This is a genomic window from Paenibacillus sp. YAF4_2 (assembly GCF_052113225.1).
In the GTDB taxonomy this organism is placed as follows: Bacteria; Bacillota; Bacilli; order Paenibacillales; family Paenibacillaceae; genus Pristimantibacillus.
In genome coordinates, this window is the sequence record NZ_JBFRCT010000010.1 from 19427 (window position 1) to 42383 (window position 22957).

The window sequence follows — 22957 nt, forward strand, 5'->3', positions numbered from 1 at the left end:
CGTCATCATGGGAATAAAAGTTTGGAGACATAGAGGTGAACAAGTTTGTCTAAGATTATTGCAATAGCCAACCAAAAGGGCGGTGTTGGTAAAACAACAACGTCAGTGAACTTAGGGGCATGTCTTGCAACACTCGGGAAACGAGTGCTGTTAGTCGATATAGATCCTCAGGGCAACACAACAAGTGGTATTGGTATTAACAAAGCGGATGTAAATAATTGTATTTACGATATTCTGATTAATGATGTCCATCCAAAGGATGCGATGTTTGAAACGAAGATTGAAGGGCTTAAAATCATTCCAGCTACTATTCAATTAGCGGGTGCGGAGATTGAGATGGTACCAACGATCTCGCGGGAGCTTCGTTTGAAGAAGGCATTGCACTTGGTGAAGGATCAATTTGATTACATTCTAATTGATTGTCCGCCATCGCTTGGTCTGTTGACGATTAATTCGCTGACTGCAGCTGATTCGGTGATCATCCCTATTCAATGCGAATATTACGCGCTGGAAGGTTTAAGCCAGCTTTTAAATACAGTAAGACTCGTTCAAAAACATCTTAATACAAGCCTTCAAATTGAGGGTGTTCTATTAACGATGCTTGATGCTCGGACGAATCTTGGTATTCAAGTTATCGAAGAAGTTAAGAAATATTTCCAACAAAAGGTGTACCAAACGATTATTCCACGTAATGTTCGTTTGAGTGAGGCTCCATCACATGGTGAGGCTATTATTACGTATGACCCAAGATCTAAAGGTGCTGAAGTATATCTTGAACTTGCTAAGGAAGTGATCATGTATGAGCAAGCGGCTAGGTAGAGGACTTGATGCGCTTATTCCATCGCTTTCGGTAAGCGAAGACGATAAAGTTATTGAGATTCAATTGACGCAATTACGTCCAAACCCGTATCAACCACGTAAGACCTTTGACGATGATTCCATTAGGGAATTAGCAGAATCGATTAAACAACATGGCGTCATTCAGCCGATTATCGTTCGTACCGTACTGAAAGGCTATGAGATTATTGCAGGGGAAAGACGTTTCCGTGCTTCTCAGCTTTGCGGTAATCCAACGGTTCCAGCAGTCGTTCGATCGTTCTCTGATCAACAGGTTATGGAGATTGCTTTAATTGAGAACCTGCAGCGTGAGGATTTAAATGCAATTGAAACAGCAATGGCTTATCAAGGTTTGATGGATAAGTTCAAGCTAACCCAGGAAGAACTATCCATGAAGGTTGGCAAATCGCGTTCACATATTGCTAACTTCTTGCGTCTTCTCGCTTTGCCGACAGAGATTAAAGACAATGTTTCACGTGGAACAATATCGATGGGGCATGCCAGAGCATTGGTCGGTATTAAAGATGCAGTTGTCCAAAAGGAAATGGCCGATCGGACGGTCAGCCTGGGATGGAGTGTTCGTGATCTCGAGGAAGCGATCCAGAAGCTTGAAGTAAAAGAGGCTGCGGAAGCGACAAAAGCGAAAGCTAAATCGAAGAAGCGTGACCCTTATATTGAAAGTCTGGAAGAGTCTTTGAGAGACCGATTTAAAACAACTGTTAAAATTAAACAGCAAAAAGAAAAAGGGAAAATCGAGCTCCAATATTACAATAAACAAGATCTGGAACGGCTTCTCGAGATCCTCCAAAATATGGCTTAACACATGTATAAATCTAGCATACCAAAGTTGTAATCTTTGAAACGAAAGATTAAACTAAGGTATGCTATTGTTATGTCTTTAATCACTGTTATTTTGCAGCGTAGAACGTTTTATTCCGGGACAATCTAAGTAGATTTATAACAGGAGAACCTATCAATTCTTAGATTTGGAAATAGGGGAGTAAAGAAAGGAGGAGAAAAATAATGGAAGAAATTATTTACTTGGATCATGCGGCCACCTCATGGCCTAAACCACCAAGCGTAATCGAAGCGATGCAGTATGCGATGCTTCACGAAGCAGCTAATCCAGGGCGCGGCAGCCACCGGATGGCGGTCCAAGCAAGCCGTGTATTGTTTGATACAAGGAAGCAGTTGAGCAAATTGTTTCGGATTAAGAATCCGAATGATATAGCATTTACTTCAAATACGACTGCAGCACTGAATATGGCTATAAAAGGCTGGGTCAAAACCGGTGATCATGTTATTGCGACTTCAGTTGAACATAATTCGGTGAGACGGCCTCTTGAGTATTTGAAGCATGCACTAGGTATCCATGTAACCTATGTAGAGTCAGATGAAGAAGGGCATGTTGAAGTTGATCGAATTGCAGAAGCCATAAATGCACAAACTTCATTAATTATTGTTAATCATAGCTCGAATCTGCTCGGTACGATCGCGCCGGTTGCACAGATTGGTGAACTTGCGAGAAACAGAGGGATTAAGCTGTTGGTTGATGCTGCTCAGAGCGCTGGTATATTGGATATCGATGTTGAGGCAATGGGCATCGATATGCTGGCATTCCCAGGGCATAAAGGTCTGCTTGGTCCACAAGGCACAGGAGGCTTGTACATCCACCCTAACTTAGATCTCGTGCCACAGTTGCATGGCGGGACAGGAAGCCAATCTGAGGCTCCTGAGCAGCCTGACGTACGTCCGGATAGGTATGAGGCGGGAACGCAAAATACACCCGGCCTAGCAGGGCTGAAAGCGGGTGTCCAATATGTCCTGCATGAGACGGTACATAACATCCATACTAAGGAATGGGCGTTAACCCAACGAATCATGGAAGGGCTTTTGCCGATTAATGGAGTTAGAATTCTTGGGCCGAAATTAGGCGAAGAGAGAACAGGAATCGTCGCATTTGTTGCTCAAGGAATCGATCCGTCGGAGATGTCTTTTATTCTCGATCAGCATTATCAAATCGCGGTGCGGGCAGGTTTCCACTGCTCACCTCTGGCCCATGCCTGCGCAGGAACGACAGGAACAGGCGCAGTACGAGCGAGTGTAGGTTGTTTTACAACAGAGCAAGAAGCGGATGCCCTTGTTACAGCAGTGAAAGAAATACGGAAGCAATACTCTTAGCATAATTTTCTGGGGGCGGAAGTTCGAATGGATGAGTGGACAAATAACCCGATGAACGGGGTTACGGTTGTACTGGCATTGCTGGTCATCGTGTTATTTATTAGAGTTTCAATCGTTAGCAGAAGAATGAAGAAGCTTAGAAAGCAGTATGTGGAAGTGATGGGCAACACAGGAATCACGAATTTAGAGGACGTTATTATCGATCTGAAGCAGTCAATTACAGCACAAGAGCTGCAAAGCGAAAAACTTCAAAAACAGCTGGAACAAGTGAAGGATGTGCAACAACAGGAAAAGGGACGTGTAGGTGTACTTCGCTACAATGCATTCTCTGATCAGGGTAGTGATCTAAGCTTCTCAATTGCAGTCGTGAATGCATCGCAGGATGGGGTTGTGATCTCGGGATTGCATAGCAGGGACAACACGTATGTGTATGCCAAGCCAATAAACAAAGGTGATTCGAACTATACGCTTACACCAGAAGAGCGCAAGGCGATTGCCGAAGCAAAATAGTTTAATTGGTATTGGGATGTTCCAAAGCGGCTGCCTGTTCTCTGGATCGGGAAGAAACATGAATGCTGTTCATGATGGAGGAGAATAAGCTCGAAGCAATGATATCTGCCATCTTCATAACGAGGTGAAGACGGGTATTCTGGAGGACGAAATATTCCATAAAGCCGCCGACATTTACGATGCCGGTAATATGGATATCACCTACAGGCGGAAGTTCTTTGTTCACACCAGCACCTGGCCTTACAGGACCTGTACCGACTTGAATGGATCCGATGCTTGCCACTTGTCCAAGACAGGCGTCAATACCGATGACAAAAGGTCTGTGATAGGTGCGATTGATCTGATGGAGTATTTCTTCGAGGTTCATGGCATGTACAGGCTCTTCTAGAGTGCCGTATAGGGAAAAGTGAGGACTCTGGTATTTGGAAAGTGTCGTGCCGATCAGAGGGCCAAGGGAATCACCGGTAGAGCGGTCCGTTCCGACGCAGACAATGACAATCGGTCGTCCTGCAGACATTTCATCAAGCATCAGAGATAACCGATTAACGATCTGGCCTACAGCATTCGCTTCCGTGTGAGGCACCTTCAATGGTACATCCTTCAAAAATGATAGTTTCATAGAATCCCCTCCGTAAATGCCAATATGATACTAGTATATGGATAGGACAACCATTTTATACGTTGCGAAGCCAATAGTTTCGTTGTTTAAGGTGAGGGAGAGGAGAAATACGCGATGTTAATCGCTTTCGATTCGACGCAGCAAGCGCTTCGCGCAGAAATGCTGCTGGAATATGCAGAGATTGAGATCGATATATGCCCGACGCCAAAAGAAATTACAGCGGGCTGCGCGTTATCGATTCATTTTCCAGAAGAGGATCTGCATACGGTAAAGCATGTAATTGAAACGGAAGACGTAGCGATCCGGGGAGTCTTTAAGCCGGCTGCAGCAGGGTATGAAGAAGTCATACTGTAAGCGAGGTAAGAGACAATGAATATTCAAGCCTACTTTGATGATTTTGCAGCATGGCTAACAAACGAGACAACTTGGGAAGGTTTTGGACAATCACTCTTTCGCATTGCGGTTATTATCATCATTGGGCAGGTTAGTATATGGCTCGCGAACAAAACGATTGATCGGGTCGTATTAAACCGGAATGAGAGCCGACTGGTTATGCAGACAAGAAGAATGACCACTGTCGGCAAGTTGATCAAAAATATTATCTCATACGCTGGCTATTTCATTATCGGAATGCTTGTACTTGATGAGTTTGGCGTCCAGCTTGCGCCTCTTCTAGCTGGGGCAGGAGTTATTGGTCTGGCTATTGGCTTTGGCGCACAAAGCTTGGTGAAAGATATTATTACAGGATTCTTTATCATATTTGAAGATCAATTTGCTGTAGGCGATGTCATTCAAACCGGGACTTTCAAAGGGACGGTTGAGGTCATCGGCCTTCGGGCAACACGGATCCATAGCTGGACAGGAGAGGTACATATTATTCCGAACGGAATGATAAATGAGGTAACCAACTTCTCCATGCATAACTCCATAGCCTTTATCGATGTATCTATTGGGTATGAAGAAGATGCGGAACGTGCGATTATGATCATCCGCAGGGAATTGGAGCGGTTTGAGGATGATAACCTTGTGAAACGTCCAGACGTGCTTGGTATCCAGACCATGCTCTCTACAGAGGTCAAGGTGCGTATTACGGCAGAATGCCTGCCGAATATGAATGGGGTAGTCGCAAGATCACTTAATGCGTACATTAAAAAAGTGCTGGACGATCATGGGATTGACATCCCGTATCCACGAATGGTAACGTATCATCGCAATGAAAGGGGCAGCGATCCGAATGGAGCGTAAACAATTCGAGCTTGGCGATATCGTTCAAATGAAGAAGCAGCATCCCTGTGGCTCCAACGAAATGGAGATTATTCGAATGGGGATGGATATTCGTATCAAATGCGTAGGGTGCAAGCATAGTGTCCTAATCCCGCGAGCCAAATTTGAGAAGAACATGAAGAAAGTGCTGCGATCAACTGCTGATTCAGGACAGAATGAGCAGGCCTGAAAATATTTTCTTGAAACTGTTGCATTGGGACAAGTCATGTGATAATATAGTTTTTGCTTGACACTCGCGGAGAGGTACCCAAGAGGCCCAAGGGGGCTGACTCGAAATCAGCTAGGCGTGTCAAAGCGTGCGTGGGTTCGAATCCCACCTTCTCCGCCATACAACGTAAACAACGCTACGGCGGTTACATAGTAAAGAGGCTCCTACGATAAACGTAGGGGCTTTTTTTATGTTCTTTTCTATTCAAAAGAGGAGCAGATATGATAATATGTTAACCAAAATAATAAAAATAAGTTAACATATTAGGGTGATACAATGACTCGTTATGATGTGATTATTATCGGAGCAGGTGTCAGCGGAATCTTTGCTGCGTATGAGCTTGCCGCCAGCGGACTGCGGATATTGATGCTTGATAAGGGCAAGAAATTAGAGGAGCGAAGCGACAGCTATATAGGCTTTGGCGGTTTAGGCTTGTCAGAAGGCAAGTATAACTTCACGAATGACTTTGGTGGAGAGCTGGAGCGGAAAACAGGCTATGACGCTGCTCTGCAGCTAATGGAAGATGTAGATGCTATATTATGCAGGCACGGAGGAAGTGCGGCCGAGCTTTATCATACCTATGATCCTGAACTTGCAAGCCGAGCGGCAGAGGCCGGCTTTGGGATTCTATCGACCAAAACCAGGCACCTAGGGACGAAATTATCAAAGCATGTCTTAAATGAGCTTTATGACTATCTAAAGACCCGAATTGACATGCAATATGAAGAGGAGCCTTCAAGCATCACACCGAAGGGTGGCGGTGGATTTGCTGTTATGTTACCTGATGGAATCATTATTGACTCGGAGCAGGTTATTATCGCAACCGGGAGAAGCGGGAACGACTGGTTGTCCAGGCAATGCCAGTCTCTTGGGATTGGACGGGGAGAGGCCAGAGTAGATCTGGGACTCCGAATTGAAATGCGTGGTAACCAGCTGGATAGCTTATTGAAGCGATCCTTCGAGACTAAGCTCAGCTTTGAAGGCGAAGATTATACAGCCACTACCTATTGTATGAATCCTCGGGGCAGGGTTGTATTAAAGCTCCAGGAGGGGCTGGCGATGCCAGACGGACAAAATTACCGGGAAAAGGAAGAGGGTTCTTCAAACCTTAATTTCACTCTGTTTATTCCGAATCGATTTGCAACTTTGGAAGAGGCTGACGCCTATTTACGCGACACAGTCGGCCGAATTAATTGTGATCGCAATCGAATTTCCGCTCAAAGACTGGGCTCTCTTCGGGAAGGCAGTATGGCGGATAACGAACCAAGCAGTGGAACAATCAGGCCAACACTGGAAGCGGAATTTGCAGATCTTAGGCAAGAGGTTCCGAAACGTTATATTGCAGTGACTTTAGCATTCCTAGAAGCGCTGGAAAAGCTGCTCGAGGAGCCAATCGACCAAGATACGATTCTATATGCAATCGATGGGAAGCTGTATTCACCAGCCATTGAGACAAACGACAGGTTCGAGACAAAGGTCAGAGGACTATATGTGATAGGGGATTGCTCAGGCACCACTCATTCTTTATCTCAGGCGGCAGCAAGCGGAGTGTATGTAGGAAGGCTACTGGCTAGCAAGGAGCGGACCCTTAAACATTAAAAGAGGGACTCTCGCGAGTCCCTCTTCCGACGGTGTTGTAAGTTTCGATGAATTCACACATCAATACGGCAGAAAACCAGGTTGTAATCCTCACAGATCGGTACACAATTCCACTAAGGCTTCATCGCTTATCCGATCGTGACTACTTACAGTAATGTGTCTTTAGCACAACGCCTCGCTTCTTTTGTGAATGAGTAGTTAAATTCTCTAGTAGCCCTTGCACCACAAAGGTTCAATGGAACCACACCTCTCTTCACCGTCGATAATTAGAATGTCCGAAGTTGAAAGTTCTTATTCGAGCTCTAATAATAAAATTAGTGAGCCATCCGTTTCCATTTACGTTCATGGTTTGATGTCTCTGGGAATCGCTGTCCACGTTTGAGCTCAACCTTCTTTGGGTTGTTAATACCCATGTGGTAGGAATTGACGCCTGATTCTATATAGGTGCCGTCGTTTGGCGCGTGATCGCCGGGAGAAAACAATGTCCATTCACCCATATTCGTTCACCTCCTTGTCCGATTCTTATTATGAACCGGATAGGGCAGGGTCATGAAAGGCAGAAATCGGGAGGACCGGATGACTTGTCAAGGTATAGGCAATTTGCTATACTGTGTAGATGCGAGTAATAATCTCGCTCCTTGCCCCTTAAAGGGGCCGTTAGTCCAAAAGGAGGTGAAACACAATGCGCAAATATGAAGTGATGTACATCATTCGTCCGGATGTTGAGCAAGAAAACGTTCAAGCCATCGTCGACAAATTCAGTGGCATCATTAACAATGGCGGGGAAGTCACGAAGCAAGATGTGATTGGTAAACGTCGTCTTGCGTATGAGATCAATAAGATTCGTGATGGTTACTACGTTCTGGTTCATTTCAATGCAACGACAGAAGTTGTTAATGAACTTGACCGCATCATGAAAATTACGGATGAAGTTATCCGTAGCTTGATCGTCAGAGACGTTGCTTAATCCACGCTAGATGTTCGATTGGGAGGCAGAGGCGATGTTGAATCGTGTAATACTGATTGGCAGATTAACAAGAGACCCCGAATTGCGTTATACACCAGCAGGTGTAGCAGTTACGCAATTTACGATAGCAGTAGACCGGCCGTTTACGAGCGGTCAGGGCGAGCGCGAAGCGGATTTCATTCCGGTCGTAACTTGGCGGCAGTTGGCTGAGACATGCGCCAATTACTTGCGTAAAGGTCGCTTAACAGCGGTAGAAGGACGCATTCAGGTGCGTAACTACGAGAACAACGAAGGTAAACGCGTCTATGTGACGGAAGTTATTGCCGATAACGTTCGCTTCTTGGAATCTAACCGTGAAGGCGGAGCTCCGCAAGAAAGTGGCAGTTATGCCGGAAGCAACAACAACAGCGGAGGTTCTTTAAGCGGCGGCGGCGGTAACGCTCCTTATGGCGGCGGTAACGGTGGCGGCGGCGGAAGCCGGCCTAGTACTCCACGTAACAACAACAACAGTCGTGATCCGTTCTCGGATGACGGTCGACCGATCGATATATCAGAAGATGACTTGCCATTTTAATCGAAAGGATGGGTTCGAATGAGCTTCAAGCAAAGAGAAGGCGGAGACGGAGAGCGTCCAGAACGCAAATTCGGCGGCCGCAAAGGCGGACGCAACAAACGCCGTAAAGTATGTTTCTTCACTGTGAACAAAATTGCTCACATTGACTATAAAGATACTGATCTGCTCAAAAAGTTTATCAGCGAGCGCGGCAAAATTTTGCCACGTCGTGTAACTGGAACTAGCGCGAAATACCAACGTCTGCTGACGGTTGCTATCAAACGTGCACGTACTGTAGCATTGCTGCCGTACACAACTGAGTAGTAAGTAGTAAGAAGCCCATTGAGACTAACGTCTTGATGGGCTTTTTTCGCGTTTTCATAAAAATAGGAATTGATCATTTGGCGCAAGAGGAATACAATAAGATGTAGTTCGTGCATACAAGTCGGCGATGATGTTAGAGCCTCATTGTGAATAATTTCACTTTAAATTTACAGTTGTGGAATATCGACTTATGCAAGTAAATCATTTGATCGATTACTGATGGAAAGAGGGATGCATTCGTATGTCTGAAACCGTAACGAAATTACCTGAAGAATCCGGCTCTGTACGTGAACTGGACGTTCTCGAGCAACTGCTGCAACCAGAAATTCAGCAATCGCTGACTCAACTGGTGAACCACCTGCCTAAACTGGCAGAACTGGTGACTCTTATGACTAAAGCTTATGATGTAGCTACTACAGTAGCAAACGACAAAGTGCTGATGAACGACATGGTTCATGGCTTTGGCGAATTCGTTCAACCAATCATTGATAAAACTAAAGGTATTGCTAACGCAGCTGTTGAAGCTGGCGATCGTGCACAAGCCGATAACTCGACAATTGGTCTCTTTGGCATGTTGAAAATGCTGAAGGATCCACAAGTACAAGCAACGCTTCGTTTCGCTCAATCGTTCCTGAACGTATTGGCTGAGCGTAAGAACGTATAATTCGAATCATACAAGAGCGGAGGGTAAACATGGCTAAGCAAATTTTAATTCTTGGCGGCGGTTACGGCGGTCTGTTGAGCGCACTAACGGCTCGTAAATATATTTCTGCTGAAGAAGCAGAAATCACGGTAATTAACAAAACGCCTTACCACCAAATTATTACGGAATTGCATCGTCTGGCTGTAAGCGGCGTAAATGAAGGAAACGTAGCACTTCCTTTGGATAAACTGCTTAAAGGCAAATCGGTTAATCTGGTTATTGATACAGTTGAGAACATCGATCCAGAGAAAAAACAAGTTAAACTGGCTGGCAGCGGCACAGTGAAATATGATCAACTGGTAGTCGCACTGGGCGGCGAAACAGCATTCTTTGGCATCCCTGGTCTCGAAGAGAACAGTCTGACGCTGAAATCAGTTGAAGAAGCGAAGGCAGTTAGCACTCATATCCAAAACCGCATCGCAGCTTATGCGCAATCCAAAAACAAAGCAGACGCAACAATCGTTGTTGGCGGCGGCGGCCTGACAGGTATCGAGCTGATCGGCGAGATCGTTGATATGCTACCAAAATGGTGTGCAGAGCACGGTGTAGACCGCAGCGAAATCTCGCTGTACAACATTGAAGCTGGTCCAACAATTCTGATGGGCTTCCCAGCTGACCTGCTTGAGCGTGCAAAATCCAGCTTGACGGACCGCGGCGTTAACCTGATTATGGGTGTTGCGGTTACCGAAGTTCAAGGCAACACAGTTATGCTGAAAGACGGCAGCTCGATCGAAACGAATACTTTCGTTTGGACAGGCGGTGTTACAGGTAACCCAGTTGTTGCGAACTGTGGTATTGAAGTGAACCGTGGCCGTGCTTCGGTTACTGAATTCCTGCAATCGACTTCCCACTCGGATATCTTCCTTGCTGGCGACAACGCGTTTGTAATGGGTCCAGAAGGCCGTCCTTACCCGCCAAGTGCGCAAATCGCATGGCAAATGGGCGAGTGCATCGGTTACAACCTGTTCGCATCGGGTAAGGGTATCCCGATGAAATCGTTCGAGTTCGTTAACTCCGGTGTTCTTGCGAGCCTTGGCCGTAAAGACGCAATCGGTACAATTGGTGCTAGCCAGCTGAAACTGAAAGGTACAGCAGCTACATTGATGAAAGAAGCAAGTAACGTTCGTTATCTGACTCATGTTAATGGTCTGTTCTCGTTCTTGAAGTAATCGTTTATTCGAGAAAAGGAACCATTCGCTGGTTCACTCGTATTAATAGTTAAATAAGCTTTACCTGGAGGAGCCTGCCACAGCGGGCTCCTTCTGTCTATTTTCGGGAGCCTGCATAGTTGCAGGCTCCTTTTGTTATGCTTTTAAATGCAAGAAGGAAGGGGCGTCATGTAACAATGGTATTCATTTTGTATTTGGCCATTATATTGATCGCTACCAAGGTTGCGGGAGCCTTGTCTGTGCGATTGGGGCAGCCAGCTGTACTTGGTAAGCTGCTCGCAGGTATTATTATTGGCCCAGCTGTACTGGGCTGGATACAGCCGGATGATTTTATCGGACATTTCTCGGAAATTGGTGTATTGCTGCTCATGTTTATAGCAGGTCTTGAGACCGATCTGGAGCAGCTGAGGAGCAATTGGAAGGCTTCGTTTGCTGTTGCTGTTGGCGGTATCATATTACCCTTTGTGGGCGGTTATGCGATTGCCGCAGCGTTTGGCTTGTCGAATAATCAAGCATTATTCCTTGGGCTGCTGCTTTGCGCCACTTCAGTCAGTATCTCGGTGCAAACCTTGAAGGAAATGAATAAGCTGCAGACGCGTGAGGGGACGACCATTCTAGGTGCCGCAGTTGTAGATGATGTCATCGTAGTCGTCTTGCTGGCGGTTATGATGAGCGTTCTTGTTCCTGCTCAAGATGTATCGATTGGGCTACTTATCGGTAAGAAGCTGCTGTTCTTTATCATAGTTGTTGCAGCAGGATGGCTATTAGTGCCTCGTTTCCTAAAATGGTTCGCTCCGCTGCGTGTGACAGAGGCGGTCATGAGCGGGGGGTTAATCATCTGTTTTGCCTTTTCCTATTTTGCGGAGGAGATGGGCATCGCAGGTATTATCGGTGCCTTTGCTGCAGGTATAGCGGTATCGCAGACTGCTTATAAGCATGAAGTGGAATCGAAGATCGAGCCGATTGCCTATACGTTATTTGCACCTGTGTTTTTCGTCAGCATTGGTCTTCATATTACATTCGATGGGGTAGGCGAGCAGCTTCTCTTCATTGTGCTGGTAACCCTTGTAGCTTCAATCACCAAGCTGTTAGGTGGTGGACTAGGGGCGCGTATGACGGGCTTCGATCGACGTGGTTCCATTGCGATTGGGGCAGGAATGGTGTCACGCGGGGAAGTGGCACTCATTATTGCAGCAGCGGGGTTGGAGTCAGGCTTATTGCTGCAGCAATATTTCACATCGGTTGTATTGGTTGTGATTCTGACAACGCTAATAACACCGCCGCTGCTCAAGCTTACTTTCAATGAGCGGGAGCGGGCATAACAAAAGGCAGCCTCTTGGCTGCCTTTTGTGTGTTATATGATTACGCCGTTTCAACTTCGGCTTCATGATTGCTTTCACTATCTGCTTCAACTTCAATAATCAATTCAACCTTCTTAATGCGGTGCTTACCAATCTCACGAATAATGAATCGCAGATTTTCATACTGCAGCTCTTTGCCAGGCTTCGGATCTTGGAATTCAGTGAACAGCCAGCCGCCAACCGTGTCGACGTCATCCTGCTCGAGGTTAACTCCGGTAAGTTCGGTAATATGATCAAGCGATACTTTGCCATCCAGCAGGTAGCAGTTATCAGCCAGCTTCTCGATTTCTTTCCGTTCGTCCTCGTCGAATTCGTCGCGGATCTCACCAACGATCTCTTCCAGGATATCTTCAATTGTAATCATACCAGATGTACCGCCGTACTCATCCATCAAGATAGCGATGTGAACACGTTCTTGCTGCATGCGCTTAAGCAAGGTCTTAACCGGCAAAACCTCAGATACGGTAAGGACTGGGTGAACGAGCTTCTGGAAGTTAAACTCCTTGTTCTCCTGAAACTCAAGGAACAGCTGCTTCGTGTTGATCATGCCGACGATATTGTCTTTGCTGCCGGTTGCAACAGGGAAGCGGGTATACTGCTCTTTGCGGATAATATCCATATTGTCAATTAATGAGTTGTTCGTATATAAGCAAATCATATCGGTACGTGGAACCATGATTTCTTTCGCAAGCATTTCGTCGAAGGCGAAGATCCGGCTCACATAACCATATTCGGTGTTATTGATTTTACCGCTTTGGTAACTGTCGTTAAGAATAATCTGAATTTCTTCTTCACTATGCGCCTCTTCATGATCTTTTACGGCCTTGAGTCCGAACATACGGATCAGGGAAGTAGCAGAGCCGTTCAGCACCCAGATGAAAGGGTACATGATCTTGTGGAAGTAGATAATGGGTTTGGCAACGGCAAAGCTGATAAATTCAGCCTTCTGAATTGCCCATGTCTTCGGGGCAAGTTCACCCATGACAACATGCAGGAATGTAACGGCAACGAATGCTATAACAAAGGAAATAATATGGTTCAAATCGCTGTTTACGCCCAAATTCTCGAATAACGGATGAATAATTCGTTCAACGGTAGGCTCGCCTAGCCAACCAAGTCCGAGGGCGGTAATCGTAATACCAAGCTGACAAGCGGACAAATACGCGTCAAGGTTGCTTGTCACCCGTTGTACGGAAAGTGCGTTTTTCTTTCCTTCGAGCACGAGCTGATCGACGCGGCTGGCACGAAGGCGGATTATCGCGAACTCCGTTGCAACGAAGAAGGCGGTTAATACAATTAATACAGCAATCATAAACAAATTAAATCCTATACTACTGTCCATTTCGGTTCTTCACAATCCTTTATGAAATATTATAAGTTCCTATGATCTACTATAACGAACTTCAGCTAACAGTTGCAAACTTGCTATTTTACGTTACGGGGGCGATACCCCCCATTATGCCGAAAAATACGGTGCTATCATGACATTATTGGCAAATACCTCGTCTTTACAAGGCTGTCTACAGGGGCGTATGATAAGTTCAGTTGAGCTTGTAATTAGGCTACATGGTTAGATGAGGAGGTAAGCGGCATGGAAGCTTTTACGCTTACTCGCAAAGAGATGGCGGATCTGCTGCTCGCGCTGCATGGCCAAAACTGCTGTGAACCGCTTCAAGTTCTGCAGCAGGCCTGGAAAAAGTCGCATCTTGATGCGTATGAAACGGGGTCGTCCTTGCCGGCGTTCCTGTCGACGAAGCTTCCACCAGTCTTGGTGAAGCTGATTAAAGGGCGAGAGGTCAAAGGATTCTCTTTGCAGGAAATATCCGCGCTTGGCGGATTAATAGAATTTTCACAAATGTCGATTACATCGATGCAAAATTGGGTAAAAAGAGATTTCAGGCCATATTTCGACTGCCCGAAAATCGGTAAAAAATATTCGCTTAATCAAACGGCGCTGCTGTTTATTATCGATGATTTGAAGTCGAGTCTCGATTTCGGCTCTATTCGCAAGCTGTTTGATCGGCTGTTCAATAAACCGGAGGATGAGACCGATGACCTGATCGGTCCGCTGGAGCTGTACAATTCCTACACCACCATGTTTGAAGAGCTTGCGGCAAGCGGCTACCGGCTGCTTGATATGGCTCGTCCAGATTCAGCTAGGCGGGACAAAGAGGCTGTTATGGAGCAAATGCTTCACGAAGCTTCTGAACCGTTCCTGAAGGTACTGCCCCATCTAAGTGATGAGCAGACCGAAGCGCTGCGCCATATCCTGTTCATTGCAGCTATATCGATAAGGACATCCTACTTTCATTCGCTGGCCAAACGGTATTGTCATGCTACCTTGTTCCTGAACCCGTAAACGGTCACTACACATAGGAAGTATAAAAAGGCAGCAACCGATATGGTAAACTGCCCAGACGCTTTAGAACCTGCTTGATTGCTGTTCTGCCCAGTCGCCGATATACGGCAGCTTGAAGCGCTTGCCCTGCAGGGCAAGAAGCATCAGGGCTATCCATAGAATAAAGCCTACGGGGGTCACAATAAGACCAAGAAGCCAGCCGATAATGGGAATGAAGCCTAGAATGAGATTAAGCACGATAAATACGACTGAAACAGCGATGGACTGCAGCGCGTGGAATTTTACAAAGCGGCTCTGTTTTTCCACGACCAAGAATATAATACCGGTAATAAAGCCAAGGAAATAAGCAAGCAGTGCTGCTACTTTCGGGTCTATTCCTGTTGAGGAACGATCAGGTTCGAAGGAAGCGCTGGACATGAACGAATCTCATCCTTTCTATATCGACTCTCGAGAAGATTGTATTCATGTCCGAAAAGTTATATGTCAAACGTATTTTTAATCAAAAAACAAGGAACCTGCAGCTTAGTTATTGAATCTACAGTAGTGGAGTAACAGCTCACGGTCCAACCAAAAGAAAGATTGGAGTTGAATGACGGATGAATATTGCGTTTTTTCTGCTGCCTAAGCAGGAGGTTGTAACGGTAACGCAAGATGCAACGCTCAGGCAAACCCTAGAGAAGATGGAGCATCACCGCTACTCGGCGGTCCCGATTATTAATGAAGAAGGCGGCTACGCCGGCACGGTAACGGAAGGTGATTTGCTCTGGTACATGAAGAATACACCAGGTGTAACATTCGAGAATGCCCATAAGATATCTCTAATAGATGTACCGCTGCGGATGAAGAACCGTTCGGTTCGGATCGATGCCGATATGAAGGATCTTATTGCACTGTCGAAAGTACAGAACTTTGTTCCTGTTGTAGATGACCGGGGACATTTCATTGGAATCGTCCGTAGAAGTGAAATTATTGATTATTGCCAGACTTTTATTCCGGGATCACCATCGCTTGCTATTGAAGCGTAAACCTTGCAGCAACTAGAATAGGACAAATCAGCTTCTCATGGTTCTTATCGGTAGATGGCTATATTTTCAGACAGTTTAGGTGAAAATAAAGCCGTATACAGGGTTAACATCAGGAGGCGCTTATGAATAGGAATGAGCACCAAAAAGACGGAAACCGTAAACGGTACCGTCTTTTTGTTTTATTAATTATCGCTGTTATTGCCTGCTGCCCTGGATGGTACCAAGCCATGGCGAGCCTGGAGGCCTCACAAGTAGTCAATCGAGTGGAGCTGGAGAAGGTCTATGATACGGTTATCGCCGGAGGCAGGGTCATGAATCCGGAAACGAACCTGGACAAAAAGGGCTGGAACGTAGGTATTAGCGGTGGTCAAATTGCCATTGTTACACCAAAGCCGCTGAAGGGTAAACGAGTTGTAGATGCTTCTGGGCTTGTTGTGGCTCCTGGTTTTATCGATAATCTCTCCTACGATCCGAATCCACTTGGTATTTGGAACAAAATCGCAGATGGAGTAACAACGAATATTGCGATGCATGGGGGTACCTCAACACCGGAGGAGTGGTACGGGTATTTTGAAAAGAAGCAGCTACCTGTTCATTTCGGGGCATCGTTCTTTTACACACAGGCCCGTAATCGTTATCAGCTCAGCCGCTATGACAGTGCACTTCCCGAGCAGATTGCTCAGCTTGTCAAGCAGGCCGAGCAGGCGCTCAATAACGGAGCATTAGGCATTTCGTTCAGCCTCGAATATGTACCGGGGATAACAGCAGACGAGATTCTCCCGCTTATGAAGCTGGCATATGACTATAACGTACCTGTCTACTTCCATGCCCGTTACTCCGATATGGAGGAGCCGGGTACGAATTTAGATGCGCTTAAGGAATTGATCGGTTATGCGAAGAAAACAGGAGCGGCCGTTCATATCGATCATCTTAACAGTACGGGCGGTACTTTTTCGATGAAGCAGTCATTAGCCTTGCTGGATGCTGCGCGCAAACAGGGATTAGACATAACGTCCTGCGTCTACCCTTACGATTACTGGGGAACGTTCCTGAACTCGGCCAGGTTTGATGAAGGCTGGCAATCGAGGTTCCGAATCACGTTTAAGGATCTGCAAATTGCGGGTACGGATAATCGTCTTACCGAAGAGACGTTCGGGCGTTACCGGGCTGAGGGGAAGCTAGCCGTTGCTTATGCGATTCCGGAGCAGGATGTGGTAGATGCCTTGAAGGCACCATTCGTCATGATTGGCAGTGATGCGATTCTGGAACCGGGCAATAACAATCACCCGCGTGCTTCCGGCACCTTTGCCAGGACGATTGGGTTGTACGCAAGAGAGAAGCGGGTCGTATCTTTGATGGAGGCTCTTACGAAGATAAGCTTGATGCCTGCACAGCGGCTCGAGAAGCAGGCCCCTGCTTTACGCAAGAAAGGCCGTATAGCCAAAGGAATGGATGCCGATATCGTCATCTTTGACTACAAGACGATTACAGACCGATCAACCGTTGAGCATCCTGAACAGTTGTCAGGCGGTATTCGTTATGTACTGGTCGGAGGACAGCTTGCCATGGATAAGGGGAAGCTGAATAAATCGGTTCATATCGGTCAGCCGATTCGAAGCAAGTTTGTACGGGTTAATGGAGGGGCGGATAAACGGAGCTGGGGGATCCGCCAATATGCTATTGTCGATTACAAAGGAACCCCATACGTAGATGTCCACTCTTTGGAGCAGAATGGCTTCAAGCTGGCTTGGAATAAAGCCACGCATGTTGTTACAGCAACGCGCAGCAATCAAACGCCACCCGCAATCAGCGGTGCGGAGGTTCCTCCTGCTGAGGGACAGCTTATGCTGGAACGAGGCTATCAGCTTGAAGCTGCGGGCAAGAAGACGGCGCTTATTTCAATTGGCAGCCGGATGTTTGTACCGTTATCGATCCTGCAAGGCTTGAAGTAAGTGCGATGGGTACCGGACTAAAGGATGTTCGTGTTCTATTTTGCTTTTATGATATAATGGGATGTGGAATGTTTGTAAATTGATTATGTATGCAAGAGGTGAACGGCTTGAAAGGTAAGCCCAGTATGAAAGCAGTTCTATGGAGCGGTGCGTCTCTGCTTCTTATTTTGTCATTGGCAGTACCTGGATTTAACATACTTACGATGATGCTGCTGATGGTGCCTTATGTTGTTTTGTACACGACGCTGTCGACACGGTCCTTTTTACTGCATCTTGTACCGGTATGGATTATAGCGGCTGTTATTCTAGGGCCGTCTGTTCTAATTATCGCGTTATTTTTCTTAATCCCCGCCATGATGATGGGACAGATGTATCGGAAACGGGCGTCAGCGCCTCGTATATTAAGGCGTACAACACTGACGATTTTATTCTGTCTGCTGGCAGAGCTCCTTATTTTCGAGGGGGTATTGAATCAATCTTTTATTGATCAAATTGGTGAATTTGTTCGTACATTAGTGAGTGACCTGAGCTCGGAGGGCGTGCTCCCGAAGGAATGGGACAGCGATTATACGGAATCTCTCATTCGAATGATGATCCATTCGATTCCGCAGGCGATCATTCTGATCTCCTTCGTGTATGCCGTCATTACGCAATATTTCGCCCGCAAAGTGCTTGCGGCTTCTAATGAAGATATTCCGAAGATGCCACAAGCAAAAGACTGGATGCTTCCAAGAATCATGGTCTTCTATTATTTGATCGTGTACATTCTGAATATGTTCGTATCCAGCGACAGCAGTTCCTTCTACTCCGTAGCGCTTATGAATTTGGTACCGCTTATGCGGTATGCGTTCACGATTCAAGCGATCGGATTTTTCTTCTACATTGCGCATCAGCGTAAATGGAACAAGGCGGTTCCGGTTATTATCGCTATACCGCTTCTGTTGTTCCCGCCGCTTAGCTTGATTGGCGTACTCGATGCTGCTTTTCCGATCCGTAAGTCGTTTTCGAAATCATCATAAGCTATAGGGGCGAATAGGAAATGCCGAAGTTTCTTGTCACGCGATGGCATGGCATGCATCAGGTCTGGTCTATCGCATTAATGGTTCTCATGACCGTTGTGCTCACCTGGTATTGGTGGGTGCTTGGGCTAATCGCGCTTCTTCTAACGATTGCTGCGGCCATTTATACGGTGCTCGCGGAGCGGGCCTTCCGCAAAGATTTGAAGTCGTATCTCGGGACGTTATCCTACCGGGTTAAAAAGGTCGGAAATGACGTCATCGGTGAGCTTCCGTTTGGCGTTATTTTGTATAATGAAGATCGGGCAGTGGAATGGCATAATCCCTTTATCTCGCAAATCATGGGACAGGAATCCGTGATCGGGATGCCGCTGACAGAGCTGTTCCCGGCCCTTCAACAGGTGAAAGACAAGGAAGGGACCGTTGAAGCTGCGGTAGGCGGACATGTCTATCAGCTGATCTTCAAGCAAAAGGAACGGATTCTGTACGTTCAGGACATTACGCTGCTGTGGCAGCTAAACAAACGGTACGACGAGGAAAAGCTTGCGATGGGCGTAGTGATGATCGACAGCCTTGAGGAAGTAACGCAAGGGATGGACGACCATCAGCGAAGCTCGCTTCAGTCGAAGGTGACGACCGAAATTACCGAATGGGCGCAGCGTTATCAGCTGTATCTGAAGCGGGTCACCTCGGACAGGTTCCTGCTTATTACGGATCAGAAGACACTGAGGCAGCTGGAGCAATCCCGGTTTGTTATTCTGGATGAAGTGCGGGAGATGACCGGTGACCAGAAGATCCCGATTACGCTCAGTATCGGCTTCGCTGCTGGAGCAGAAAGCATTGTAGAGCTTGGCCAATGGGCACAGTCCAGTCTCGATATCGCACTTGGACGCGGCGGCGATCAGGCTTCTGTGAAGGTAGGCGGCAGACAGTCATTCTACGGCGGCAAGACGAATGCGGTAGAGAAACGTACCCGCGTGCGTGCTCGTGTAGTGGCACATGCGCTTCGCGACTTGATTCGCGAGAGCGGTAATGTGGTTATTATGGGCCACAAAATGCCGGACATGGATGCGATTGGTGCTGCGATTGGCGTGCTGAAGGCCGCGCAGATGTTTGGCAAGGAAGCTTTTATCGTGTTGGAAGGCATTAATCCTGCGATTCAGAAAATGATGGAGCTGCTGCGTGAGGATGAGAAGTTTGCGAAAAGGTTTATTACACCGGAGCAAGCGCTTGGTATAACGGATGGCCGCACGCTAGCGGTTGTTGTCGATACACATAAAGCATCGATGGTGAAGGAGCCTCGCATCCTTGCACAGACGAATAAAATTGTGGTGATTGACCATCACCGCCGCGGTGAGGAGTTTATCTCGAACGCGATTCTGGTCTACATGGAGCCATACGCTTCATCTACCTGTGAGCTTGTGACTGAGCTGCTCCAGTATATTCACGATCGTGTGCTGCTCGATGTACGTGAAGCAACAGCGCTGCTTGCGGGGATTACGGTGGATACGAAGAACTTCTCGCTGAGGACCGGCGCCCGTACGTTTGACGCGGCTTCGTTCCTACGGCGCAACGGCGCTGATTCGATGATGATTCAGCGGATGCTGAAGGAAGATCTTGAGGAGTATGTACGTAAGGCAGAAATTATCAAGCATGCGGAAGTGTTCTATGAACATGTGGCGATTGCGGTCACGGAGCCGGGCCAGAAGGTGGCACAGCTCCTCATCGCGCAATCGGCTGATACGCTGCTTAATATGACGGATATATATGCTTCGTTCGTCATTGGGGAAAGGCCTGACGGGTTAATCGGCATTAGTGCCCGCTCGCTCGGGCATATGAATGTACAGGTTGTGATGGAACGAATGGGCGGCGGCGGTCATTTGACGAACGCGGCGGCCCAGCTGGAGGGCACCGTTCAAGAAGTAGCGGTGAAGCTGAAGGACGTATTAGCACAAATTGAAGCGGAAGAGGGGTTATTTGAATGAAAGTGATTTTCTTAAAAGATGTAAAGGGCCAAGGTAAAAAGGGCGATGTGAAGGAACTGTCTGAAGGTTATGTACGTAATTTTCTACTGCCGCAAGGACTTGCCAAGCTGGCATCCGACGGCAACTTGAAGACACTCGAAGTTCAGAACGCTTCGGAAGTGAAACGCAAAGAGAAGGAAAAAGCGGATGCAGTTGAACTGGGCAAGCGCCTGGAAGAACTGAAGATCGTAATTAAAGCTAAAGCTGGCGAAGGCGGACGATTGTTCGGTGCTATCACTAGCAAGCAAATCGCGGAAGCGCTGGCTGCGCAAGCAGGCGTTAAAATCGACAAGCGGAAAATCGAGCTTGAGGATGCAATTCGTACCCTTGGCGTAACGCTGGTGCCGGCTAAGCTGCATGTTGATGTGAAGGCGAAGCTGAATGTTCATGTTACGGAAGAGTAGTAGTTTAGATCTAACAAGTAACGTAATCATACAATGAAGCAATGGCGATGTGTTCAGCATCGCTATTGTTGTATAAAGAGATACTGCCGACAGTTACCATAGCTTTCGGTGGCTCGCAACTGCTACACTGATCGTTGTAGCTTAATGGATTCGGATTCGATGAGTACGAAGTAATTCTTTTTTATATATAAGGAAGTATAAGTTTTTCTTTATATTATGCTTATATTTCATTCGCGAAACGAATGCTGTCCCCTGTAGGAAGGGACAGCCGTTTACACTTGGGGAGGATCACATAAGCATGAGCATGAATAGTACAGAGCTGATGTTTGATCGGGTGCCGCCGCAAAACTTGGAGGCGGAGCAAGCCGTTATCGGCGCGATCCTGCTTCAGTCGGAGGCGCTGATCACCGCGATGGAGCGGCTGCGCAGCGAAGACTTTTATAGCGTTCCTCATCAACATATTTATGAAGCAATGGTTGATCTCGGTGAAAGCGGACAGCCCGTCGATCTCATCACGTTAACTGCCCATTTGCAGGACAAGCAGCTGATTGAGGAAATCGGCGGTGTGTCGTACTTGGCTAGAATGGCAAGTGCGGTGCCAACGGCGGCGAACGTCGATTACTACGCACAGATCGTGGAAGAGAAATCGATGCTGCGTCGGCTTATCCGGACGGCAACGAATATTGTGTCCGACGGCTATGCTAACGAGGATGAAGTCGGCATTCTTCTAAGTGATGCCGAGAGAAAAATCCTTGAAATTTCGAACCGTCGCTCAAGCAGCGGCTTTATCTCGATCCGTGATGTGTTAATGGAGGTATTTGAGAAGGTCGAGACGCTCTACAATACAAAGGGAGCGGGGACCACGGGTATTCCTTCGGGCTTCGTTGATTTGGACAAAATGACGGCCGGCTTCCAGCGAAGTGACTTGATCATCATAGCGGCACGTCCTTCCGTAGGTAAAACAGCCTTTGCTCTGAACATTGCGCAAAACGTAGGCGTACGTGCCCGCGAGACTGTCGCAATCTTCTCACTCGAGATGTCCGCGGCTCAGCTGGTTCAACGTATGGTGTGTGCGGAGTCGAACGTAGATGCGACGCGGATGCGGACTGGTCAGCTTGAGGGAGATGACTGGGAGAAGCTGACGATGGCGATTGGCGCCTTGTCAGAAGCTCAAATCTTTATCGATGATACGCCAGGTATTACGGTTGCCGATATCCGTGCGAAATGCCGCCGTCTGAAGAAAGAAAAAGGCCTCGGTATGATTCTGATCGATTACTTGCAGCTCATTCAAGGCCGCGGCAAAGCGGGTGAGAACCGTCAGCAGGAAGTATCAGAAATTTCTCGTACACTGAAACAAATTGCCCGTGAGCTTGAAGTGCCGGTTATTGCACTGTCGCAGCTCAGCCGTGGTGTCGAGCAGCGTCAGGACAAGCGTCCGATGATGTCTGACCTTCGGGAATCGGGTTCGATCGAGCAGGATGCCGATATCGTTGGATTCTTGTATCGTGATGATTACTATGATAAGGAATCCGAGAAGAAGAACATTATCGAGATCATACTTGCCAAACAGCGTAATGGTCCGGTAGGTACGGTTGAGCTTGTATTCTTGAAAAACTTTAATAAATTCGTAAGCTTAGACCGCACGCATGAAGACCCATCGCAGGCATCATAACTTATGTATCATATCCGAACAATTGTATGGGCGACTGTGCAATTGTTCGTTTTTTGTTTGACTTCTCTATACGGGACTGCTACACTGTTATTGCTGTCTTTTGCGTTGAATTCGACTGTTTCTGAGTAAGAAACACGGATTCGGCGAATGATAAGACGGTAATTTTCGGTGTGCAAAATCACCGGACGGG

The 22957-nt window shown here is 47.0% G+C and carries 25 protein-coding genes and 1 tRNA gene; 22 read left to right on the plus strand and 4 right to left on the minus strand.

What is annotated here, in order from left to right; all coding sequences use genetic code 11:
• Positions 1-45 precede the first annotated feature (45 nt).
• The 4 genes from AB4Y93_RS21810 to AB4Y93_RS21825 all read left to right on the plus strand — a co-directional run bounded on the left by AB4Y93_RS21810 (position 46) and on the right by AB4Y93_RS21825 (position 3528).
• A complete protein-coding gene (locus tag AB4Y93_RS21810) occupies positions 46-819 on the plus strand; it encodes a ParA family protein (RefSeq protein WP_441895034.1) in 774 nt (257 codons plus the stop codon).
• Positions 800-1657 carry a ParB/RepB/Spo0J family partition protein gene (locus AB4Y93_RS21815; protein ID WP_441895036.1) on the plus strand — a complete coding sequence of 286 codons (858 nt, stop codon included), beginning with the start codon at positions 800-802 and terminating at the stop codon, positions 1655-1657. Before AB4Y93_RS21810 ends, AB4Y93_RS21815 begins: the two co-directional genes overlap by 20 nt.
• A 203-nt stretch (positions 1658-1860) precedes the next feature.
• Entirely contained in the window at positions 1861-3018 is a 1158-nt protein-coding gene (locus tag AB4Y93_RS21820; RefSeq protein WP_441895038.1) for an aminotransferase class V-fold PLP-dependent enzyme, read from the plus strand.
• 27 nt (positions 3019-3045) lie between these two features.
• Entirely contained in the window at positions 3046-3528 is a 483-nt protein-coding gene (locus tag AB4Y93_RS21825) for a DUF4446 family protein (protein WP_441895040.1), read from the plus strand.
• Position 3529: 1 nt separating this feature from the next.
• On the opposite strand, the gene yyaC is transcribed toward AB4Y93_RS21825, so the two are convergent.
• Positions 3530-4147, minus strand: a complete 618-nt coding sequence (gene yyaC, locus AB4Y93_RS21830; RefSeq protein WP_441895041.1) for a spore protease YyaC — start codon at positions 4145-4147, stop codon at positions 3530-3532.
• 114 nt (positions 4148-4261) lie between these two features.
• Here yyaC and AB4Y93_RS21835 point away from each other — a divergent pair, with 114 nt between their 5' ends.
• The 5 genes from AB4Y93_RS21835 to AB4Y93_RS21855 all read left to right on the plus strand — a co-directional run bounded on the left by AB4Y93_RS21835 (position 4262) and on the right by AB4Y93_RS21855 (position 7238).
• Positions 4262-4501, plus strand: a complete 240-nt coding sequence (locus tag AB4Y93_RS21835; RefSeq protein WP_167281232.1) for a DUF3343 domain-containing protein — start codon at positions 4262-4264, stop codon at positions 4499-4501.
• Positions 4502-4516: 15 nt separating this feature from the next.
• Entirely contained in the window at positions 4517-5392 is an 876-nt protein-coding gene (locus AB4Y93_RS21840; RefSeq protein ID WP_441895043.1) for a mechanosensitive ion channel family protein, read from the plus strand.
• Positions 5382-5600, plus strand: coding sequence for a DUF951 domain-containing protein (locus tag AB4Y93_RS21845; protein ID WP_167281233.1), 219 nt, complete (start codon positions 5382-5384; stop codon positions 5598-5600). The genes AB4Y93_RS21840 and AB4Y93_RS21845 overlap by 11 nt, the downstream gene beginning before the upstream one ends.
• A 68-nt stretch (positions 5601-5668) precedes the next feature.
• Positions 5669-5759: transfer RNA gene (locus AB4Y93_RS21850), tRNA-Ser, on the plus strand.
• A 156-nt stretch (positions 5760-5915) separates the two neighbouring features.
• On the plus strand, positions 5916-7238 hold the full coding sequence (locus tag AB4Y93_RS21855) for an NAD(P)/FAD-dependent oxidoreductase (protein ID WP_441895044.1): 1323 nt from the start codon (positions 5916-5918) through the stop codon (positions 7236-7238).
• Between the two features lie 314 nt (positions 7239-7552).
• On the opposite strand, the gene AB4Y93_RS21860 is transcribed toward AB4Y93_RS21855, so the two are convergent.
• Positions 7553-7735, minus strand: a complete 183-nt coding sequence (locus AB4Y93_RS21860) for a YjzC family protein (RefSeq protein WP_167281235.1) — start codon at positions 7733-7735, stop codon at positions 7553-7555.
• A 185-nt stretch (positions 7736-7920) separates the two neighbouring features.
• On the opposite strand from AB4Y93_RS21860, the gene rpsF reads away from it, so the two are divergent.
• The 6 genes from rpsF (at position 7921) to AB4Y93_RS21890 (ending at position 12276) form a co-directional block, all read left to right on the plus strand.
• Complete coding sequence (gene rpsF, locus AB4Y93_RS21865) at positions 7921-8205, plus strand: 30S ribosomal protein S6 (RefSeq protein WP_015847812.1); 285 nt, start codon at positions 7921-7923, stop codon at positions 8203-8205.
• 34 nt (positions 8206-8239) lie between these two features.
• Complete coding sequence (gene ssb / locus AB4Y93_RS21870) at positions 8240-8779, plus strand: single-stranded DNA-binding protein (protein WP_167281236.1); 540 nt, start codon at positions 8240-8242, stop codon at positions 8777-8779.
• 18 nt (positions 8780-8797) lie between these two features.
• Entirely contained in the window at positions 8798-9082 is a 285-nt protein-coding gene (gene rpsR, locus AB4Y93_RS21875) for a 30S ribosomal protein S18 (RefSeq protein WP_167281237.1), read from the plus strand.
• 241 nt (positions 9083-9323) lie between these two features.
• Positions 9324-9746: a DUF1641 domain-containing protein gene (locus tag AB4Y93_RS21880; RefSeq protein ID WP_441895046.1), complete on the plus strand. Its 423-nt coding sequence runs from the start codon at positions 9324-9326 to the stop codon at positions 9744-9746.
• A gap of 29 nt (positions 9747-9775) precedes the next feature.
• Positions 9776-10954, plus strand: coding sequence for an NAD(P)/FAD-dependent oxidoreductase (locus AB4Y93_RS21885; RefSeq protein WP_441895047.1), 1179 nt, complete (start codon positions 9776-9778; stop codon positions 10952-10954).
• A gap of 176 nt (positions 10955-11130) precedes the next feature.
• On the plus strand, positions 11131-12276 hold the full coding sequence (locus tag AB4Y93_RS21890; RefSeq protein ID WP_441895049.1) for a cation:proton antiporter: 1146 nt from the start codon (positions 11131-11133) through the stop codon (positions 12274-12276).
• A gap of 40 nt (positions 12277-12316) precedes the next feature.
• On the opposite strand, the gene AB4Y93_RS21895 is transcribed toward AB4Y93_RS21890, so the two are convergent.
• A complete protein-coding gene (locus AB4Y93_RS21895) occupies positions 12317-13657 on the minus strand; it encodes a hemolysin family protein (RefSeq protein ID WP_441895051.1) in 1341 nt (446 codons plus the stop codon).
• Between the two features lie 249 nt (positions 13658-13906).
• Between AB4Y93_RS21895 and AB4Y93_RS21900 the strand changes: the two genes are divergently transcribed.
• Positions 13907-14674 carry a DUF1836 domain-containing protein gene (locus tag AB4Y93_RS21900; protein ID WP_441895053.1) on the plus strand — a complete coding sequence of 256 codons (768 nt, stop codon included), beginning with the start codon at positions 13907-13909 and terminating at the stop codon, positions 14672-14674.
• Positions 14675-14737: 63 nt separating this feature from the next.
• Here AB4Y93_RS21900 and AB4Y93_RS21905 read toward each other — a convergent pair whose 3' ends face one another.
• Positions 14738-15091 carry a DUF4870 domain-containing protein gene (locus AB4Y93_RS21905; protein WP_441895055.1) on the minus strand — a complete coding sequence of 118 codons (354 nt, stop codon included), beginning with the start codon at positions 15089-15091 and terminating at the stop codon, positions 14738-14740.
• A 179-nt stretch (positions 15092-15270) separates the two neighbouring features.
• On the opposite strand from AB4Y93_RS21905, the gene AB4Y93_RS21910 reads away from it, so the two are divergent.
• The 6 genes from AB4Y93_RS21910 to dnaB all read left to right on the plus strand — a co-directional run bounded on the left by AB4Y93_RS21910 (position 15271) and on the right by dnaB (position 22767).
• Entirely contained in the window at positions 15271-15699 is a 429-nt protein-coding gene (locus tag AB4Y93_RS21910) for a CBS domain-containing protein (protein WP_441895057.1), read from the plus strand.
• 122 nt (positions 15700-15821) lie between these two features.
• Positions 15822-17651 carry an amidohydrolase family protein gene (locus AB4Y93_RS21915; protein WP_441895059.1) on the plus strand — a complete coding sequence of 610 codons (1830 nt, stop codon included), beginning with the start codon at positions 15822-15824 and terminating at the stop codon, positions 17649-17651.
• A 98-nt stretch (positions 17652-17749) separates the two neighbouring features.
• Positions 17750-18670, plus strand: coding sequence for a DUF2232 domain-containing protein (locus AB4Y93_RS21920; protein WP_441895503.1), 921 nt, complete (start codon positions 17750-17752; stop codon positions 18668-18670).
• 20 nt (positions 18671-18690) lie between these two features.
• Positions 18691-20652 (plus strand): DHH family phosphoesterase, encoded by a 1962-nt coding sequence (locus tag AB4Y93_RS21925; protein WP_441895061.1) that lies wholly within the window; start codon positions 18691-18693, stop codon positions 20650-20652.
• Positions 20649-21095 (plus strand): 50S ribosomal protein L9, encoded by a 447-nt coding sequence (rplI, locus tag AB4Y93_RS21930; protein ID WP_167281248.1) that lies wholly within the window; start codon positions 20649-20651, stop codon positions 21093-21095. The genes AB4Y93_RS21925 and rplI overlap by 4 nt, the downstream gene beginning before the upstream one ends.
• A 298-nt stretch (positions 21096-21393) precedes the next feature.
• Positions 21394-22767, plus strand: a complete 1374-nt coding sequence (gene dnaB / locus AB4Y93_RS21935; RefSeq protein ID WP_441895063.1) for a replicative DNA helicase — start codon at positions 21394-21396, stop codon at positions 22765-22767.
• Positions 22768-22957: the final 190 nt, after the last annotated feature.

Coding starts and splice junctions, on each gene's coding strand:
- AB4Y93_RS21815 (WP_441895036.1), top strand. CDS start 800: ATGAGCAAGCGGCTAGGTAGAGGACTTGATGCGCTTATTCCATCGCTT.
- AB4Y93_RS21820 (WP_441895038.1), top strand. CDS start 1,861: ATGGAAGAAATTATTTACTTGGATCATGCGGCCACCTCATGGCCTAAA.
- AB4Y93_RS21825 (WP_441895040.1), top strand. CDS start 3,046: ATGGATGAGTGGACAAATAACCCGATGAACGGGGTTACGGTTGTACTG.
- yyaC (WP_441895041.1), bottom strand. CDS start 4,147: ATGAAACTATCATTTTTGAAGGATGTACCATTGAAGGTGCCTCACACG.
- AB4Y93_RS21835 (WP_167281232.1), top strand. CDS start 4,262: ATGTTAATCGCTTTCGATTCGACGCAGCAAGCGCTTCGCGCAGAAATG.
- AB4Y93_RS21840 (WP_441895043.1), top strand. CDS start 4,517: ATGAATATTCAAGCCTACTTTGATGATTTTGCAGCATGGCTAACAAAC.
- AB4Y93_RS21845 (WP_167281233.1), top strand. CDS start 5,382: ATGGAGCGTAAACAATTCGAGCTTGGCGATATCGTTCAAATGAAGAAG.
- AB4Y93_RS21855 (WP_441895044.1), top strand. CDS start 5,916: ATGACTCGTTATGATGTGATTATTATCGGAGCAGGTGTCAGCGGAATC.
- AB4Y93_RS21860 (WP_167281235.1), bottom strand. CDS start 7,735: ATGGGTGAATGGACATTGTTTTCTCCCGGCGATCACGCGCCAAACGAC.
- rpsF (WP_015847812.1), top strand. CDS start 7,921: ATGCGCAAATATGAAGTGATGTACATCATTCGTCCGGATGTTGAGCAA.
- ssb (WP_167281236.1), top strand. CDS start 8,240: ATGTTGAATCGTGTAATACTGATTGGCAGATTAACAAGAGACCCCGAA.
- rpsR (WP_167281237.1), top strand. CDS start 8,798: ATGAGCTTCAAGCAAAGAGAAGGCGGAGACGGAGAGCGTCCAGAACGC.
- AB4Y93_RS21880 (WP_441895046.1), top strand. CDS start 9,324: ATGTCTGAAACCGTAACGAAATTACCTGAAGAATCCGGCTCTGTACGT.
- AB4Y93_RS21885 (WP_441895047.1), top strand. CDS start 9,776: ATGGCTAAGCAAATTTTAATTCTTGGCGGCGGTTACGGCGGTCTGTTG.
- AB4Y93_RS21890 (WP_441895049.1), top strand. CDS start 11,131: ATGGTATTCATTTTGTATTTGGCCATTATATTGATCGCTACCAAGGTT.
- AB4Y93_RS21895 (WP_441895051.1), bottom strand. CDS start 13,657: ATGGACAGTAGTATAGGATTTAATTTGTTTATGATTGCTGTATTAATT.
- AB4Y93_RS21900 (WP_441895053.1), top strand. CDS start 13,907: ATGGAAGCTTTTACGCTTACTCGCAAAGAGATGGCGGATCTGCTGCTC.
- AB4Y93_RS21905 (WP_441895055.1), bottom strand. CDS start 15,091: ATGTCCAGCGCTTCCTTCGAACCTGATCGTTCCTCAACAGGAATAGAC.
- AB4Y93_RS21910 (WP_441895057.1), top strand. CDS start 15,271: ATGAATATTGCGTTTTTTCTGCTGCCTAAGCAGGAGGTTGTAACGGTA.
- AB4Y93_RS21915 (WP_441895059.1), top strand. CDS start 15,822: ATGAATAGGAATGAGCACCAAAAAGACGGAAACCGTAAACGGTACCGT.
- AB4Y93_RS21925 (WP_441895061.1), top strand. CDS start 18,691: ATGCCGAAGTTTCTTGTCACGCGATGGCATGGCATGCATCAGGTCTGG.
- rplI (WP_167281248.1), top strand. CDS start 20,649: ATGAAAGTGATTTTCTTAAAAGATGTAAAGGGCCAAGGTAAAAAGGGC.
- dnaB (WP_441895063.1), top strand. CDS start 21,394: ATGAGCATGAATAGTACAGAGCTGATGTTTGATCGGGTGCCGCCGCAA.